Origin of the sequence: Halarchaeum acidiphilum MH1-52-1, assembly GCF_000474235.1 — an archaeon.
Lineage (GTDB): Archaea > Halobacteriota > Halobacteria > Halobacteriales > Halobacteriaceae > Halarchaeum > Halarchaeum acidiphilum.
The window spans coordinates 19,522-36,514 of the sequence record NZ_BATA01000018.1 but is presented as its reverse complement, the minus strand read 5'-3'; the positions used below and the strand labels follow the sequence as shown (position 1 = coordinate 36,514).

General features: G+C 67.9%; 17 protein-coding genes and 1 pseudogene. 8 read left to right on the top strand and 10 right to left on the bottom strand.

Annotated features, from left to right (window positions below; all coding sequences use genetic code 11):
• On the bottom strand, nt 1-823 hold an 823-nt coding region (locus AOZ13_RS05090), incomplete at its 3' end, for a DEAD/DEAH box helicase (protein WP_148294560.1).
• 109 nt (nt 824-932) lie between these two features.
• On the opposite strand from AOZ13_RS05090, the gene pheA reads away from it, so the two are divergent.
• From pheA to AOZ13_RS05075, 3 genes are all read left to right on the top strand, one after another.
• The gene (pheA, locus tag AOZ13_RS05085) at nt 933-1,742 is read left to right on the top strand and encodes a prephenate dehydratase (protein WP_020222722.1); all 810 of its coding nucleotides are present in this window, start codon (nt 933-935) and stop codon (nt 1,740-1,742) included.
• A gap of 146 nt (nt 1,743-1,888) precedes the next feature.
• Complete coding sequence (locus AOZ13_RS05080; protein WP_020222721.1) at nt 1,889-2,281, top strand: Hsp20/alpha crystallin family protein; 393 nt, start codon at nt 1,889-1,891, stop codon at nt 2,279-2,281.
• A 254-nt stretch (nt 2,282-2,535) separates the two neighbouring features.
• A complete protein-coding gene (locus AOZ13_RS05075; RefSeq protein ID WP_020222720.1) occupies nt 2,536-2,985 on the top strand; it encodes a peroxiredoxin in 450 nt (149 codons plus the stop codon).
• On the opposite strand, the gene AOZ13_RS05070 is transcribed toward AOZ13_RS05075, so the two are convergent.
• Nucleotides 2,968-3,456 carry a hypothetical protein gene (locus AOZ13_RS05070; RefSeq protein WP_021779993.1) on the bottom strand — a complete coding sequence of 163 codons (489 nt, stop codon included), beginning with the start codon at nt 3,454-3,456 and terminating at the stop codon, nt 2,968-2,970. The two genes, AOZ13_RS05075 and AOZ13_RS05070, sit on opposite strands and share 18 nt — an antisense overlap.
• Before the next feature lie 91 nt (nt 3,457-3,547).
• Here AOZ13_RS05070 and leuS point away from each other — a divergent pair.
• Nucleotides 3,548-6,393 (top strand): annotated as a pseudogene (leuS, locus tag AOZ13_RS05065) (leucine--tRNA ligase).
• 48 nt (nt 6,394-6,441) lie between these two features.
• Nucleotides 6,442-6,678, top strand: a complete 237-nt coding sequence (locus AOZ13_RS05060; RefSeq protein ID WP_020222114.1) for a DUF7535 family protein — start codon at nt 6,442-6,444, stop codon at nt 6,676-6,678.
• A 10-nt stretch (nt 6,679-6,688) separates the two neighbouring features.
• On the opposite strand, the gene AOZ13_RS05055 is transcribed toward AOZ13_RS05060, so the two are convergent.
• Nucleotides 6,689-7,675 carry an ornithine cyclodeaminase family protein gene (locus AOZ13_RS05055; protein ID WP_049933859.1) on the bottom strand — a complete coding sequence of 329 codons (987 nt, stop codon included), beginning with the start codon at nt 7,673-7,675 and terminating at the stop codon, nt 6,689-6,691.
• A 90-nt stretch (nt 7,676-7,765) separates the two neighbouring features.
• Between AOZ13_RS05055 and AOZ13_RS05050 the strand changes: the two genes are divergently transcribed.
• Both AOZ13_RS05050 and AOZ13_RS14175 read left to right on the top strand, forming a co-directional pair.
• Nucleotides 7,766-7,966 (top strand): hypothetical protein, encoded by a 201-nt coding sequence (locus tag AOZ13_RS05050; protein WP_148286748.1) that lies wholly within the window; start codon nt 7,766-7,768, stop codon nt 7,964-7,966.
• Between the two features lie 52 nt (nt 7,967-8,018).
• Nucleotides 8,019-8,183 (top strand): hypothetical protein, encoded by a 165-nt coding sequence (locus AOZ13_RS14175; protein ID WP_021779990.1) that lies wholly within the window; start codon nt 8,019-8,021, stop codon nt 8,181-8,183.
• A 533-nt stretch (nt 8,184-8,716) separates the two neighbouring features.
• Here the strand turns inward: AOZ13_RS14175 and thsA are convergent.
• From thsA to AOZ13_RS05025, 5 genes are all read right to left on the bottom strand, one after another.
• Nucleotides 8,717-10,408, bottom strand: coding sequence for a thermosome subunit alpha (gene thsA / locus AOZ13_RS05045; RefSeq protein WP_021779989.1), 1,692 nt, complete (start codon nt 10,406-10,408; stop codon nt 8,717-8,719).
• Nucleotides 10,409-10,703: 295 nt separating this feature from the next.
• Nucleotides 10,704-11,258, bottom strand: coding sequence for a KH domain-containing protein (locus AOZ13_RS05040; protein WP_020221650.1), 555 nt, complete (start codon nt 11,256-11,258; stop codon nt 10,704-10,706).
• A gap of 474 nt (nt 11,259-11,732) precedes the next feature.
• Nucleotides 11,733-12,599, bottom strand: coding sequence for a serine/threonine-protein kinase Rio1 (gene rio1 / locus AOZ13_RS05035; protein ID WP_020221651.1), 867 nt, complete (start codon nt 12,597-12,599; stop codon nt 11,733-11,735).
• Between the two features lies 1 nt (nt 12,600).
• Nucleotides 12,601-12,882: a translation initiation factor eIF-1A gene (eif1A, locus tag AOZ13_RS05030; protein ID WP_020221652.1), complete on the bottom strand. Its 282-nt coding sequence runs from the start codon at nt 12,880-12,882 to the stop codon at nt 12,601-12,603.
• Nucleotides 12,883-12,958: 76 nt separating this feature from the next.
• Nucleotides 12,959-13,942 carry a tyrosine--tRNA ligase gene (locus AOZ13_RS05025; protein ID WP_049933857.1) on the bottom strand — a complete coding sequence of 328 codons (984 nt, stop codon included), beginning with the start codon at nt 13,940-13,942 and terminating at the stop codon, nt 12,959-12,961.
• Between the two features lie 105 nt (nt 13,943-14,047).
• Here AOZ13_RS05025 and AOZ13_RS05020 point away from each other — a divergent pair, with 105 nt between their 5' ends.
• Nucleotides 14,048-14,281, top strand: coding sequence for a hypothetical protein (locus AOZ13_RS05020; RefSeq protein WP_049933855.1), 234 nt, complete (start codon nt 14,048-14,050; stop codon nt 14,279-14,281).
• Here AOZ13_RS05020 and AOZ13_RS05015 read toward each other — a convergent pair.
• Together AOZ13_RS05015 and AOZ13_RS15250 are read right to left on the bottom strand one after the other, a co-directional pair.
• A complete protein-coding gene (locus tag AOZ13_RS05015) occupies nt 14,253-16,217 on the bottom strand; it encodes a DUF460 domain-containing protein (RefSeq protein WP_020221655.1) in 1,965 nt (654 codons plus the stop codon). The two genes, AOZ13_RS05020 and AOZ13_RS05015, sit on opposite strands and share 29 nt — an antisense overlap.
• 49 nt (nt 16,218-16,266) lie before the next feature.
• Complete coding sequence (locus AOZ13_RS15250) at nt 16,267-16,398, bottom strand: hypothetical protein (RefSeq protein WP_020221656.1); 132 nt, start codon at nt 16,396-16,398, stop codon at nt 16,267-16,269.
• Between the last annotated feature and the right edge of the window lie 595 nt (nt 16,399-16,993).

Below are 16,993 nucleotides of genomic sequence, written 5' to 3'. Positions count from 1 at the left end.
CCATCGGGACGTCGCGCTCGGCGAGTTCGTCGCGGGCCTTCTCGGCCGCGCGGACGGTGTCCTGTCGCGAGGAGACGAAGACGAGGGCCTGCCCGTCCTCGCGGAGGTGGGGTTCGGCGCGGTCTAAGGCCTTGTAGAGCCGTCTGTACTTGTCCGCGAAGGAGTTGTCGCCGTGGACGTACGTCGTGACGTCCGCGTGCAGGTCGACGGGACGGTAGTCGTCGCCGAACTCGAAGGTGCACTCGGGGGGCGCGTCGAGCCACGCGGCGACGTCCTCGACGTTCGGCATCGTCGCGGAGAGCGCGACGATCCGCGGGTCGCAGAGGCGTCGGAAGCGCGAGACGACGACTTCGAGGACGGACCCGCGGTGCTCGCTGTCGAGGAGGTGGACCTCGTCGATGACGACGACGTCGACGTCCGTGACGAACGAGTATCGGGGCGAATCGTGCTTCCGCGTCGCCGAATCGGCCTTCTCGGGCGTCATCACGAGGACGTCCGCGCGCTCCGCGCGCCGGGGGTCGAGGTCGCGTTCGCCCGTGACGACGTACACTGAATAGCCCATCTCCTCGAAGCGCTCCCACTCGTCCTCCTTCTCGTTGGTGAGCGCGCGCAGCGGTGCGATGAAGAGCGCGGTGCCGCCGGCGGCGAGCGCCCGACAGATCGCGAGTTCGGCGAGCGCGGTCTTCCCCGATCCGGTCGGGGCGGCGACGACGACGTTGCCGTCGCGCTCCGTGAGGGCGGGGACGGCCTCGCGTTGCATCCGATTGAACTCCTCGAAGGGAAAGGCGTCCGCGAACTCCGGGACCGCCTCGGCGACCTCCATGTGGATGGACGCAAGACGGTCGGCGGGGAAAGCGTTTCCGTCCCGTACGGGCGGGAACGGTGCCGCGGCGCCGACGGTCTTTTCCCGGGTAGGGATCCTACCTCGTGGTATGCGCACGGTCACGCTCGGACCCGCCGGGACGTACTCGCACCGCGCCGCCGGGGCGGTCGCGAGCGACGACGACATCGAGTTCCGCGAGTCCATCCGCGACATCGTGGACGCGGTGGCGGACGGCGACGCCGCGCGGGGCGTCGTCCCCATCGAGAACAGCATCGAGGGCAGCGTCACGGAGACGCTGGACGCGCTCGCCGCCCGCGACGTCGCGGTCGTCCGCGAGGTCATCACGCCGATCAAACACGGTCTCCTCTCCCGATCGGAGGAGTTCGACACCGTCGCGAGCCACCCGCAGGCGCTCGCGCAGTGTCGCGAGTACCTCGACGAACACTACCCCGACGCGACCATCGAGGCCGTCGCCTCGACCGCACGCGGCGTCGAACTCGCCGCCGAGGACCCCGCGATCGCCGGTATCGGCCACCCGGACAACGCGACGGACGACCTGCAGGTGATCGCCGCGGACATCCAAGACCGGCGCTCGAACGCGACCCGCTTCTTCGTCCTCGCGCCGCCAGCGGAGCGCTCCGAGGCCGGCGGAAAGTCGAGCTTCGTCGTCTACCCGGACGCGAACTACCCGGGTCTCCTGCTCGAACTCTTGGAGCCGTTCGCGGACCGCGGCGTCAACCTCACGCGCGTCGAGTCGCGCCCGAGCGGCGAACACCTCGGCGATTACGTCTTCCACCTCGACGTCGACGGCGGACTCTTCGAGGATCGGACGCAGGACGCGCTCGCGGAGATCGAAGCGCTCGCCGAGGGCGGATGGGTGCGGAAGCTCGGGAGTTACGATGTCGAGCACGTGGTGTGAGTGGTTTCGACGACCAATGGGAGTCGCCACTGATAGCGAACGGGGAGGGACGACCCGTGAGCGAGGCGAGGGCCGCGACCTCGTCTCCGACCGCGGGCGCCGCGGCGGCCGACCGCTTTTTGCGTGGCTGGGCCGTCGGTGGACGTATGGCCCGACGCGATCCGTTCGATGAACTCGGTGAGACGATCGAGGATCTGAACGCGGCGTTCGAGGGCGGCGAGCGTCACCCGACACCCGTGGACGTCGCCGACACGGGCGACGCCTACGAGGTGCGAACGGACCTCCCGGGATACGATCGGGACGGCATCGACGTGGAACTCGACGGGCGGACGCTCCGCGTGCGCGCGGAACGTGAGACGGAACGCTCGGTGACGGAGCGTTACGTTCGACGCGAGCGGCACCACGAGTCGATCGAGCGCGCGGTGACGTTGCCGGGCGACGTGCAGGAGGCGGGGACGTCGGCGCGTCACGAGAACGGCGTACTGACGGTTCGACTCCCGAAGGACGGCCCGAACGAGGAGCATATCGCCGTCGAGTGAACGGCCGCGCGGCTCGTCGGGATCGGTGTAGACGCCCGAGAAATCCGGGCGCCCCTCGGTCGTATCTATTACTTGTAGCGAGAGACACTTAAACGGAGGAGCGGTGAGTCGCAGCGCCGTCGCTCCGCGGCGTGATACGTGCGACCGGAGAATGACCGGGCGCACCTCGGTCGTATATATTACTTGTGGCGAGAGACACTTAAACGGAGGAGCGGGGCGCAACGACGAAGTGGCGACGGCGCGTGCACTCACGTATGCTCGATATCGGCGACGACGCACCGACGGTGACGGCGGAAACGCAGGACGGCGAGACGGTGGAACTCGACTTCGCGACGCCGACAGTCCTCTACTTCTATCCCCGCGACGACACGCCGGGGTGTACGGTGGAGGCGAAGGGGTTCAACGCGGAACTCGACGCCTACGAGGCGGCCGGCGTGGACGTCTACGGCGTCTCGACGGACGACGCGGACTCCCACGCGGACTTCTGCGAGAAGCACGGTTTGAAATTCGACCTGCTCGCGGATCCCGAGGGCGAGATCGCGGACGCCTTCGGCGTCGATCATTCGAGCGGGGCGGCTGAGCGCGTGACGTTCGTGCTCGCGGACGGCGAGGTGAAAGCGGCGTACGCGGGCGTGTCGCCGGAGGGGCACGCCGAGGAAGTGCTGGAGGACATCCGGCACTCCGGGCTACTCCCGGAGGAGTGAGGCGATGTCGTCGGCGGCAGCGGAGACGGCCGCCCCCCACTCCTCGCTCGGCGTCGCGCCGTGCTTCGGCGGCGTGACGGAGAGGTCGAGGGCGGCGTAAGTGATGCCGGCGACGTGCTCACCGGCGAGTCGGCCGACGAACTCGGCGTTCTCCCGCTTTGAGGAGATCCCACCCGAGTCGAGGTCGTAGTAGTTGCTGAACAACTGGACGAGGCGGACATCGCGCTCGAAGTCGCCCTCGTGGGCGTAGCGCGCGATCTTCACGGGGTTGTTCGCGGGGTCCGCTCGCCGCATCTCGACTTCGACGAGGACGAGGGGATCGCCGTCGACGTCGACGTCGGCGTCGAGGATGCCCGCGACGTCCACGGGTGTCCGGCGCGCGTACCACTCCGTCTCCCACGTCCGCGCGGGCAGGCGCTCGGCGAGGGCGTCGCGGAGGGCGGCGTGCACGCGCGCCGTGAAGTCATCCACGAGCTGGCCGTCGGCGCGGTCGGACGAAAGCGTTTCCCCCAACTGCTCGGGGATGGGAGGCCTTTTTGCCCGCGGCGGTGAACGACGGAGCATGACCTACGAGCCGCGGGCACTCGAACGGAAGTGGCAGGAGCGCTGGGAGGACGGCGGGAGGTACGAAGCCGATCCCGGCTCTGATGAGGACGCGACGTTCGTCACGGTGCCGTACCCCTATCCCTCCGGTGGAATGCATATCGGGCACGCGCGGACGTACACCGTCCCGGACGTCTACGCGCGCTATCGACGCCTCCAAGGCGACGACGTCCTCTTCCCGATCGCGTGGCACGTCACGGGCACGCCGATCATCGGCGCCGTGAACCGCCTCCAGAAGGGCGAGGAGGAGCAGCTCTCCGTCCTCCGCGACACGTACAACGTCCCCGAGGACGAACTCGAAGAGCTGGAGACGCCGATGGGCTTCGCGCGCTACTTCATCGAGAACCACTACAAGCGCAACATGAAGTCCCTCGGCCTCAGCATCGACTGGCGCCGGGAGTTCACGACGAACGACGACCGATACTCGAAGTTCGTCACGTGGCAGTACGAGACCCTCCGCGAGGACGACCGCCTCGAGAAGGGCTTCCACCCCGTGAAGTATTGCACCGAGGAGGAGAACCCCGTCACCACGCACGACCTGCTGGAGGGCGAGGAGGCCGAGCGACAGGAGTACACGCTCGTGAAGTTCGGACTCGGAAGCACCACGGTTCCGATGGCGACGCTCCGCCCCGAGACGGTGCGCGGCGTCACGAACGCCTACATCAAGCCCGAGGCGACTACGTGGAGGCCGAGGTAGATGGCGAAACGTGGCTCATCAGCCACGACGCCGCGCACAAGCTGACGCTCCAGCAGCGCGATGTCGAGATCGTGGAGGAGTTCCGCGGCGAGGCCTTGGTGGGTGAGCGCGTCGAGAATCCCGTGACGGGTGAGGACGTCCTGATCCTCCCCGCGGACTTCGTCGATCCGGACAACGCGACGGGCGTCGTCATGTCCGTGCCCGCGCACTCGCCGGACGACTGGATGGCCCTGCAAGCGGCCAAAGAAGACGACGAGCGGATGCGCGAGTACGGTATCGATCCCGCCGAGGTAGCGGAAATCGAGCCGAAGGCCATCATCGACGTCGAGGCCTACGACGACGTCTTCCCGGCGCGCGCGGCCGTCGAGGAGCACGAGATCACGAGCGCGGACGACCCCCTGCTGGAAGAGGCCACACAGGAGGTCTACAACCGCGAGTTCCACGGCGGGAAACTGCGGGACATGTACGGCGACGACGCGGGGAAAGTGGTAGAAGACGTCCGCGACGAACTCGCGGCGCGCTACCGCGAATCGGGGCAGTTCGACGCGATGTACGACTTCTCCGAGCCGGTCGTCTGTCGCTGCGGCGGGAAGGTCGAGGTCGCAGAGCAGGAGACGTGGTTCCTCACGTACAACGACGAGGACTGGAAGGCGCTCGCCCACGAGGCCGTCTCGAACATGGACGTCGTGCCGGAGACGGGCCGCGACCAGTTCGATCACACGATCGACTGGCTGGAGGAGTGGCCGTGCATTCGGAACTACGGTCTCGGGACGAAGCTCCCGTGGGACGACGACTTCGTCATCGAACCGCTCTCGGACTCGACGATCTACATGGCGTACTACACGATCGCCCACCGGATCGAGGACGTCCCCCCCGAAGAACTCACGCCGGAGTTCTTCGACGCGCTCTTCGACGGACCTGACGCGGTCGACGGTGAGGCGCCCGAGAAGGCCCTCGAACTCCGCGAGGAGTGGGACTACTGGTATCCCGTGGACTACCGCGTTTCCGGGAACGACCTCATCTCCAATCACCTGACGTTCTTCCTCTTCCACCACGCCGATCTCTTCGAGCGTGCGAACTGGCCGGAGGGCGTCGCGATCATGGGGATGGGCCTGTTGGAGGGCGAGAAGATGTCCTCCTCGAAGGGGCACGTCGTCCTCCCCGCGGAGGCCATCGAGGAGTACGGCGCGGACACGGTCCGTTTCTTCCTGCTCAACTCCGCCCAGCCGTGGCAGGACTACGACTGGCGCGCCGACGAGGTCGCCTCGACGCGCAAGAGCCTGAATCGCTTCTACGAGCGCGCCGAGGACGTCGTCGCCCTCGATGTCCCCAACGAAGGCGACGTCGACCTGCAGCGCATCGACCGCTGGCTCCTCTCCCGGCTCCAGCGGACGATCGAGCGTACGACGCGCGCGATGGACGAGTTCGAGACGCGAAGCGCCTCCCAAGAGGCCTTCTACCGCTTCGAGGAGGACCTGCGCTGGTATCGCAAGCGCACGGACACAGAGCGTCCGGCGGCGAAGTGGGTGCGCCAAGAAGTCCTGCGCACGCGCCTGCGCCTGCTCGCGCCCGTCGTGCCGTTCCTCGCGAACGAACTGCATGAGGCACTCGACGGCGTGCCCGTCGAGGACGCCGCGTGGCCGAGCGTCGATCCCGAACTGGAGAGCGCGCGCGTCGAGGTCGAGGAGGAGCTGATCGAATCGCTCGTGGACGACGTCCGCGACATCGTGGACGTTACGGGCACCGACCCGGCCAACATCACGGTCTACACGCCCGCCGACTGGAAGGGGGCGGTGTTCGAGACGGTCGCGGAGACCGGTCCCGACGTCGGTGCGGTGATGGGGAAGGTGATGCAGCGGGAGTCGCTGCGCGAGCGCGGCGACGCCGTCAACGATCTCGTGCAGGACCTCGTCGCCGATATCAGGGAGTACGACGACGAGGACCTCGCGGCGCTCGAAGCCGTCGACGAGACCGAACTGTACGCGGACGCCGCGGGCTTCCTCTCGCGGGAGTTCGACGCGAGCGTCGACGTCGTTCCGGAGGACGAGGCCGCAGACGAGAAGGCGACGCAGGCGGTGCCGTTCCGCCCCGCGATCCGGCTGGAGTGACGAGGAGAAGCCGGGGGGCTTAATCCCCCGGGCGCCGAAGCGCCCCGTATGACCACGCAGGCGCCGCGGAACATCCGGGAGAAACTGAAGCGGACGCTCTCGCCGAACGTCGAGGAGGGCGGGCTGGTCGGCCGACAGGAGATGGACTTCTTCGGACTGCTCTACCTCGTCGTCATCCTCGTGTTGGTGATCCCCCTCATTCCCTTCCTCGTCGTCGCGCACGTGCTGAACTCGATGGTGCGCTCGTTCTACGACCCGTTCCGTCGCCCCCGCGACGGGGAGTAGCGACTCGGACTCAGACTCCGAGTAGGCCGAAGGCCGTCCCGTTCTCGCGCTCGCTCGCGTGCGCGTAGACGACGTGCGCGGCCGCGACGTCCTGAATCGCCAGCCCCGTCGAATCGAACACCGTCACGTCGTCCGCGGCCGTCCGCCCGGTCTTCTCCCCCGCGACGATCTCGCCGATTTCCCCGTAGATGTCGTCGTCGCCCAGCGTTCCGGCGCTCCACGGGACGTTGATCTCGCCGGAGTGGGTCGTCTGCGCGTAGTCGTCGATGACGAGCGTCGCGGCGAGTAGTACTTCGTCGGCGAGTTCGTGCTTCCCGGCCGCGTCCGCGCCCATCGCGTTGACGTGCGTGTGCGGACCGAGATCGCGCGGACCGACGATCGGGTCCTCGACGGGCGTCACGGTCGAGAGGACGTCGCAGTGCCCCGCCTCGCTGATCGTGCCCCCGCGGACGTCGAACTCGTCCCCGAAGCGAGCGACGAAGCGCTCGACGCGCTCCTCGCGCAGGTCGCTCACCACGACCTCCGTGATGTCGCGCACCTCGCTGATGGCCTCCAGTTGCGTGTAGGACTGGACGCCGGCGCCGACGATTCCCAGCGACGTGGCGTCCTCGACGGCGAGCGCGTCGGTGGCGACGGCGGCGGCCGCGCCCGTGCGCTTCATCGTGAGTTCCGTGCCGTCCATGATCGCGAGCGGATAGGCGTTCTCCGGGTCGGAGTAGATCATCGTCCCCATGACGGTCGGGAGGTCGAACGAGTCGGGGTTGTCCGGGTGGACGTTCACCCACTTGATGCCGGCGGCGTCCCACTCGTCGGTGCTGAGATAGGCGGGCATCGAGCGGAAGTCGCCGTTGTACTGCGGGAGATCGATGTAGGACTTCGCGGGCATCTGGGCGTTCCCGCGCTCGTAGGCGACGAACGCGTCCCGGATCGCCGCGACGAGTTCGGCCATCGGGGTGTTCGCGTCCACGTCCTCGTTCGCCAGCAGGAGCGTCTCCATGTCGGAGGGGACGCCGGGAGAACACTTAGAACGCGCGACGCACCCGTAGTCACCGGGCACCCTATGGTCCTGTGGTCCCAAATGCCGCACGTGAGAGCACACAGCGTCCTGTCGTCGGTCGCCACGGTGTCGCTCGTCCTCGCGCTCGGCACCATCGGGGGGTGGCTCCCGATCCCGAAGGTCCTCGTGTTCTTCCTCCTCGGGATCACCGTCTGCCTCGCAGTCGTCCTCTTCTTCCTCACCGCCTACCGGATGACGCAGGGCGTCTTCGCGGAGGAGAACCCGGTCTGAATGGGAACGATCGAGGGTGGGTATTTTGATCGCTCCCGCGAACTGTGTCGACGTGAACGACGCGACCGTCAACGCGATACTCGCGGTGGTCTTCGTCGCCGCGGGCCTCGCCTGCTTCCCCGCCGTCACCGACTACAGCACCGACACCTGCTGGCTCTTCGTCGGCGTCGGCGCGTTCAACTTCGTCGCCTTCGGTTACCGGACCATTCGCGGGTGATCTCCTCCCCGTCGTGTACGACGGGGCTTTCCACGGCATCGCACCGCTGATTTGGGATATTTACTGGTTTAACCCGGTCGGCATGACTGGGCTACTGGCGGGGCCACACCGCCGTTACTCCTATCCCCGGGAGGGGGATTCGGAGTTATCTTGTCCCGAGACACCACAGCGGTTCGAGATGGATGTCTCGAACGTTCTGAGTCTCGGAGTCCCGATACTGTGCATTTAGAGGGGCGGTGAGACCGCCTCGGTGTACGTCATGCTACGACTCGAGACCACTCAAATATCCGTATTAGCGTCAGAACGTGGTTTCTGGAGGGGGTGTCGGATTCACCCCCGCCGTAAACGGCGGGATTCTCTCCTCGAAGAAAGATAGCCGTCGCTGGCTGAATCGCGTCGAAAGAAATCGTGCGTCGATAGTCGAGCGTGCGGTGCGAGAGTCGGCGTGGGTGGTGTGAGTGGCGTCGGGCCTACTTCACATCGGCGGGCGAAGCGTGGCTTCGCGGCTACGTAAAATCAGTCAGAGACTGATTTTACATAGCGCCGCCCATGCCGCCCATGCCGCCCATGCCGCCGCCCATTCCGCCGGGCGCGCCGCCCGCGCCGCCGGGACCTTCGTCCCCGCCGTTGTCGGAGTCGACCTGCCCGCCGGCGAGGTCGCCCGCGGCGATGACGTCGTCGATGCGGAGGATCATGACGGCCGCCTCGGTGGCGCTCTCGATGGCCTGCGTCTTCACGCGGAGGGGCTCGACGACGCCCTCCCCCTCCATGTCGATGACCTCGCCCGTGTAGGCGTCGAGACCGGCGCCCGTGTTGCCGTCCGCGTGCTGCGCGCGGAGGTCGACGAGGGAGTCGATCGGGTCGAGACCGGCGTTCTCGGCGAGGGTGCGCGGGCCGACTTCGAGGGCGTTCGCGAACGCCTCGACGGCGAGCTGCTCGCGCCCGCCGACGCTGTCGGCGTAGTCGCGGAGTTCGAGGGCGAGCTCGGTCTCCGGGGCACCGCCGCCGGGGAGCACCTGCCCGTCCTCGAGGGTGACGCGCACGACGCCGAGCGAGTCGTCGATGGCGCGCTCGACCTCATCAACGACGTGCTCGGTGCCGCCGCGGAGGATGAGGGTAACGGACTTGGCGTCCGCGACGTCTTCGACGAAGATGCGCTCGTCGCCGCCGATGTCCTTCTGGGCGACGCTGCCGGCCTCACCGAGGTCGTCGGCCTCGATCTCCGCCGCGGTGGAGACCGGGGTCGCGCCCGTGGAGCGGGCGAGCCGGCTGAGGTCGGAGTCCTTCACGCGGCGGACGGCGAGGATGCCCTCCTGCGCGAGGTAGTGCTGGGCCATGTCGTCGATGCCGCCGTCGACGAAGACGACGTTCGCGCCGGACGCCGCGATGGCGTCGACCATCTCCTTGAGCTGCTCCTCCTCCTGATCGAGGAACTGCTGGAGCTGGTCGGGGTCGGTGACGTTGACCTCGGTGTCGATCTCGGTCTCCTGCACTTCGAGCGCGCCGTCGACGAGAGCGACCTTCGCGTCCTCAACGGCGTAGGGCATGTTCTCGTTGACGCGCTCCTTGTCGACGATGACGCCCTCGACGAGCTCGGAGTTGTCGATGGAGCCGCCGGTGACCTTCTCGACTTTGATGTTGTCCGTGTCGACGACGCCGTCGTCGGCGACGGCCTGCGCGGCGCGGACGACGAGTCCGGAGAGGGCGTCCTTCGCGTTCTCCGCGCCCTTCCCCGTCATCGCCGTGGCGGCGATCTGTTCGAGGTGCTCGGTGTCGTCGGCGTCGATGTCGATCGAGATCTCGGAGAGGATCTCCTTGGCCTGCTCGGCGGCCTCCCGGTACCCCTGCGCGAGCGTGGTCGCGTGGATGTCCTGATCGAGGAGTTCCTCGGCCTCGTCGAGGAGTTCGCCGGCGACGATGACGGCGGACGTCGTGCCGTCACCGACCTCGTTCTCCTGCGTCTCGGCGACCTCGACGATCATGTTGGCCGCCGGGTGCTCGATGTCCATCTCCTTGAGGATGGTGACGCCGTCGTTCGTGACGACGACGGAACCGGAGGAGTCGACGAGCATCTTGTCCATTCCCTTCGGACCGAGCGTCGTCCGGACGGACTCCGCGACGGCCTTCCCGGCGGAGATGTTCATCGACTGTGCGTCCTCGCCCGACGTTCGCTGCGAATCGTCGGAGAGTACGATCAGCGGCTGATTGCCCATCTGCTGCGCCATAATCACTCCCTGATTGTTTGCCATTCTATATAAATCTTTGGGTGGCGCGTGCCGTCGCGGTCGAGAGCGACGGGAAACATGGTGTGAGACAATAACAAGCTCTACATATTTAAGCCGGCAGGCGACCGGACACAGGATCCGCGGATGCGGGGACGGGGTGCGTGAGGGGCGACGGATGGCGGCTCGTCGCGTCGCTCGCCGAGCGCGCCGCCGCGGCGTCGCCACTTCTCGGCACCGCTCTCCTTGGCATTGGAACTTCTGGATTAGCTGAATTGAGAGAAAAACGGGAGGTGAGTCAGCCCGAGAACTCGTGGTACTCCATGCCCTGATGTTTGAGTTCCTCGACGTGCTTGCGTTCGAGGAAGGAGTAGACCGAGCCGTGGGGGGCGCCGTCGAGGATCATCTCCGCGGCGGAGCGAGCGACGTCGACTTCGTTCGGGCCGCCGATCATGCCGAACGTCGAGCCGTAGATGACGACGTCCGCGCCCGTCAGCTCTTCGATGAGTTCGCGCGTCCGTCCGTTCTCACCGATGAGCCGCCCCTTCTTGCGGCGGAGGTCGTTGTCGTTGCGCGCCGCGCGCTCGATGTCGATCGTCTCGAAGAGCCGCATGTCGTCGTCGAGCAGCGAGAGCGCCGCGTCCGGCTTGAAGCCGCGTCCGATGGCCCGCACGATGTCGGGGGCCTTCATCCCGAGGATCGGATCGCCGGTCTTCTCGACCGCGACCGCGCCGTCGTCGGAGTTCACGTCGAGGCTGACCTCCGCGGACCGCTCGATGCGGCGCAGGGTCTCCCCGCCCTCCCCGATGAGGACGCCGATGCGGTCCTGCGGAATCTTGACGTGTTGAGTCATATGCCGTCGAGTATGGGACGAAGCGGTTTAAGACTTACACGCGAGCGGTGGCCACGACGGAGCTTCGATGAATCATATATCGCGATATGAAATTGGGTCGTGCCGGGCACGCGGTCAGTCCGAGAGCACGCCGATGGGTGTCAGTGCGGAGTCCCGACTACGACGCTCGCCGTGGCGCACGCACGGAAGAGTAGGGCGTTTGGGAGCGTGACGTCGAGAGGGGCCGTTCGCGAGTCGGCCGATACAGAAACAGTAGCGCCTGCCGCGACGGGGGAAAGCGACGAAAACAGAGCGGGAGAAAATCACCGTCAACCACAGAGCGGTTCGAGAATCGTATGCATCGAGAAGACCAGTCTCAACACACCGTCCGAGGGCATTCTATATCGCTACATGGGATTTATCGCGTCGCGAAGGGCCCAGCCAGCCGATCGGTGGGGGAAAACGCTCGGACGCCGCTACCCGTGTTCGGGAGGCTTACGCGTCGGCGTCGCCGCTCGGGTCCGCGTCGACGTCGGTCACGTGCTCGAAGAGGTCGCCGGGATCGACGTCGACGCCCTGCCGGGAGAAGAACGACGCGACGTTCTCGCAGTCGCGGCGGAGGAACTCCTCGGCGTTGCCGTGGTGGACGGTGACGGCCTGCCCGACGTCGATGATGGTGAGTTCGCCGTCGTGAACGACGATGTTGTACTCGGAGAGGTCCCCGTGGACGAGGCCGGCACTGAAGAGGCGCTGCATGTACTCGCGGACGACGTCGTAGGCGGTTTCGGGGTTCTCCAGCGTGACGTCGTGGAGCGTCGGCGCGGGATCGGTGGCCTCGCCGATGAGTTCCATCACGAGGACGTTCCGCTGGACGGCGACGGGATCGGGGACGCGGACGCCGGCATCGTGGGCGCGCTGGAGGTTCGCGAACTCCTTGCGCGTCCACGCGAGCACGACGGCCTTCTTGTCGCCGCGGATGCCCTCGAAGCGCGGGTCGCCTTCGAGGTAGTCGCGCATGTGCTGGAAGTTCGAGGCGTTGATGCGATAGACCTTGACGGCGACGTCGTCGCCCTCGGGCGCGGCGGCCTCGTAGACGTTCGCCTCCTTGCCCGTGGAGATGGGACCGCCGAACGCCGCGAGATGCCCGTCCTGCACGAGCTTGTAGAGCGCGGCGAACGTCGCGTCGTCGAACGCGCCCTCCTGTACCTTGAACTGATCGGCGTCCTTCAGGCGCTTCAGGAAGGACTCGAACTCGCGGTCCTGTCGGCGCGCGATACGGTCCGACTCGTCGTCCGAGACGTCGAGGTCCTCCCACTCGTCGCCGGCCGGTCCCTCCGTCTCCTCGACGAATTCGCCGGCCACGCTACAGGTGCCCCTCCTCTCGGAGCTGGTCGGCCGCGGACTTCTCGTAGCGCCACTCGACGTCGGCCTTCTCGTCCTGCCAGTCCCACGGATCGACGAGTACGATGTCGCCCTCGCGGATCCAGACGCGCTTTTGCATCCGGCCGGGGATGCGCGCCGTCCGCTCGGTGCCGTCCGCGCACCGGACCCGGATCCGGTTCGCGCCGAGCATCTCCGTCACCTCGGCGAACACCTCGTCCCCCTCGGGCATCCGGAGGTCGACGCGCTCGTGTTCCTCACTCATGGGGGCGCATAGGCCCGGCAGACGGTTAAATGCACCTCACACCGCCGTCGTCGGCAGCGACGCGTTCGCGTCGGCGTCACGCCTCGCGCAGCTCGCGGAGTCGCTCGCGGCCGGGCGCGATGAGGTCGTCGAGGTAGTCGGCGAGCGCGCCCTTCGCGTCCGCCGGGTGGAGTTCGCCCGAGTCGAGGTCGGCTTCGAGCGCGTCGTAGGAGCCGTAGCGGAGGTCGCCGCCGTACTCGTCGGGGCGCTCGACGACGACGTCCTCGAAGCGCGGGAAGACGTGGTACTCGAAGATCTGGAGCACGGGATTCTCGAGGTCGCCCTCGGGGTCGGCGCTCGGCGGGCAGAAGGCGTCGTTGACCTTCTCCGCGATCTCCTCCGTGGAGTCCTCCATGCTGATCGAGACGCCCGAGGAGGAACTCATCTTCCCCTCGCCGCTCGTGAGATCCGCGATGAGCGGCGTGTGCAGGCACGTCGGCGCGTCGTGGCCGGCCTTCGGGAGGACGTCGCGCGCGAGCATGTGGACCTTGCGCTGCTCCATCCCACCGATGGCGAGGTCGACGTCGAGATATTCGATGTCGAGCGCCTGCATCAGCGGGTAGACGGCCTGCGAGACGCGCACGGTGTCGCCGCTCTTGATCTCGCTCATCGCGCGTTCGGCGCGCGAGATCGACGTCTCGCGTTCGAGCTCGTGGAGGTCGAGGACGTAGTCCTCGTCGTTCTCGAACTCGGAGCCGTAGCGGAACTCCGTGGCCTCCTCGTCGAGACCGTACGCGAGGAACTGCTCCTTCATGCGCTCGGCGGTCTCGCGGATCCCCTCGAAGGTGCCCTTGTCGTTGAGATATGCGTGGACGTCCGCGAGGAGGACGACGACCTCGAAACCCGCCTCTTGGAGGTCGATGAGCTTGTTCGCCGTGAGGAGGTGGCCGATGTGGAGCACGCCGGAGGGCTCGTAGCCGACGTACGCCCGTTTCCCGTCGGGGTCCTCGGCCAGCGCCTCCACCTCCTCCTCGGTCACGACCTCCGCGGCGTTCCGAGTGATACGCTCGTAGGCGTCCATGAAGCGACAAAACGGGAGGACGGGGTTAGCGGTTGCGGTGTCGACCGCGACGACTGTGGCGTCAACGGCACGACGTCCATGTGTCCGGTAGCGGTGGGTCGAAGTGTGGCCCTCCAAACCCGATTGCACGCGCTGGCCGACGAACGCTACCGTACCGCACTCGTCCCCGGTCTCGCGTCGATCCCGGCGGCCGTCGCGCTCTGCGCGGCGCTACTCACGGTCGCGGTGCTCCTCGTCGTACTGGTGGTCGTCGGGCACGTATGCGGGCGAATCGGCGCGTGGTGCGGCGAGCGCGCCGTCGGCGTCCTAGCTACTCCCGGTCGGCGCGGTGCTCGCTGATGATCGAGTCGACCATGCTCTCGGTCTCCTCTTGGGCGCGCTCGGCGGCGCGCTCCGCGTAGTCGGCCTCGACGGTCTCGACGGCGTCCTCGCGCGCGATGGCGAGTTCGTCGATCTCGCGGACGCTCACGGTACCTGCGTCGCCGAACGCGACGTCCGCCTCGTAGAGCACCTCCTCGGCGACGTCGCTCGTCTCGCCGTCGAGGAGGACGACGCGGGGGTCGCGCTCGACGAGCGCTTCGGCGGTGCGCCGGCCCGCGCCGCTGGCGTCGCGGAAGTAGACGACGTCGCCGCGCGCGATGCCGTAGTCCTCGTCCGCGGTCTCGATCGCGTCGAGGGTGAACTGCGCGACGGGCTTGACGGCAGTGAGCGACCCGGAGCCGTTGACGTCCGCGAAGTTGGAGTGATCGAGCTTCCAGAGTTCCTTCAGGCGTTCGAGCTTCTTCGCGAGCGTCTCGGCGCGCTCGCGTTCCTCGGCGAGTTCGTCCTCCAACCGGTCGTTCTCCCACTCGAGGCGCGTGACCTCGCGGCGCTCGCGGGCTTCCTTGCGCTCCTCGCGGCGGGTCTCCTCGAGTTCGGACTCCAGTTCGGCGATGCGTTCGTCCTTCCCGTCGAGTTCGGCTTCGAGGTCTGTGACGTGGTCGTCGAGGCGAGTGACGCGCTCGCGGAGGCGCTTGATGGTGCGTTCCTCCTCCGTGAGTTCGCGCGCCTCGTGCTCGTGGTCGTCGCCGTCCTCGCCGTCGTCCTCGGTGAGGTCGTCGACGGCGGCCTCGACGGTGGACTCGTCCGCGAGCACGCGCTTGACGACTTCGCCGCGGTCGACTCGTGGCGGGATCTTGCGCGTGACGCGCCGGATCTGATCGTCGTGGTCGTCGTGGGCGTAGAGCGCGGCGGCCATCGCGTCGCGCTCGTGGTCGTTGTCGTACCCCTCCTCGCGCGTCCGGTGTTGCTTCTCGTCGATCGGGATGTCGCTCTCGGGGTGCCAGCCGGCGGCGTCGAAGGAGCGGCGGATCTGGTCGACGGTCGCCGGCATCGGCGTGACGTCCGCGGCGACGAGGACGGGACGGCCGCGCTCGATGATCCACTCGATCACGTCCGCGGTGTCGGCGGTGCGCGTGGAGAGGACGTCGAGGAGGTGCCCGTCCAAATCGACGAGCGCGACGGCGGTCGTCGTCCCGGGGTCGATGCCGACGAAGACGCGATCGCGGCGCTTCGCGAGCGGTTCGAACTCGATGCCGTCGCGGCGGACGCGCTCGATCTCGACGCGGATGTCGCCCGCTCGCTTGTTCGAGACCGGGATGTCCTGCGGGCGGCCCTCGACCGTGAAGACGGCGTTCGAGAAGCCGCCGTACTTCTCCGTGGCGTCGCGCTCGTAGTCGAGACCGGCGTCGTCGAGCGTCGCCTCGATGTCCCGGCTCTCGCGCTTGACGTTCCCGTGGATGCGTCTCGTATACCTGTCCTGACTCCACCCACCTTTTCCGGTCGAACGCCCGCGGGAGACCTTCACAGTGGTCTCGTCGGTGAAGGCGGAGACCTCGTAGCCGACGTTGCGCGCGGCGAGGCGCGCGGCGGCCTCGGCCTCCTCGATGGCGGGCTTGCCGTACGGGACGCCGTGGCGTTTCGCCACGCGCGAGAGGGGTTCGGGGCGCTCGTCGCCCGTGACTTGGACGAGCGTCGTCTCGTCCGGGAGCCCGCCCAAGAAACGGACGAGCGCGTCCTTGTCGGCGGCGAGTTCGTACATGTTGTCCGTCGCGACGATGTCCGGGGTCTCCGCATCGATGAGGCGGAGGAGCTTCCGGCGCGTCACGACGTCGCGTTCGAGCGACTCGCCGTCGTAGGTGACGAGAGCGTAGGAGGGCGCGTCGCCGCGGACGTCGCCGCTCTGGACGTCCACGCCGTAGACGAGCGTGTCGAGCGCGCGCGTGCGAGTGCTCATTCGACGGGCACACGTAGGCGCTCGCGGCGTATAAGTTCGGCTTCCGGTGTCAGTCGAGAGCGTCGAGCACGTCCCCGACGCGTGCGGCCTCGTCGGCGCGCCGACAGGCCGCGCGAAGCGTCTCGACCCGCTCTGCCGGGCGGAACGCCTCGGCTTTCGCCGCGAGGGCGTCCCAGTCCATCGGCTGCGTGGGGTGGCCCGGATAGCGCCGACCTCCGCGTGATGGACGCTGCCGTCGTCGAGTTCGACGTCGAGGACGGCGGGCATCAGGCCGGCCTCGAACTGCGCGGTGAGACCGGGCGTCTCCTCGACGGTGACGGTCGCGGCGAGGCGTCGCACGCGAGCCTCGTCCGACGGCGGGGTGCCGTCGCCGGGATCGTCGCCGACGAGCGCCGCGGCGACGGCGGCCGGATACGAGGTCGCGCCCGCCTCGGGCGTCGCGTCGTCCGCGGGCGCGGGGAGTGTGAGCGGGTCGAAGGTGCGGACGGTGACGCGCGCCACCCCGTCGGGATCGATATCGGCGCGCGCGGCGAGGTCCGCGGCGGCGGCGAGCGCGGGCTGGAGGGCGAACGGACCGGGGGCGCGTCGCGCCGCCACGTCGTGGACGCGCTCGCAGGCCGGATCGAGATCGAAACCGGTGTCGTGGCCGCTGACGGCCTCGATGGAGTCGGTGTCCTCGCCGAACTCGCAGGCCGCCTCGCCCGCGTCCCCGGCGGCGGTTTCGCTCTCCCCCCGGTCGGCGTTCCCGATCGCGCCCTCACTCGCCGCCGCGTCGT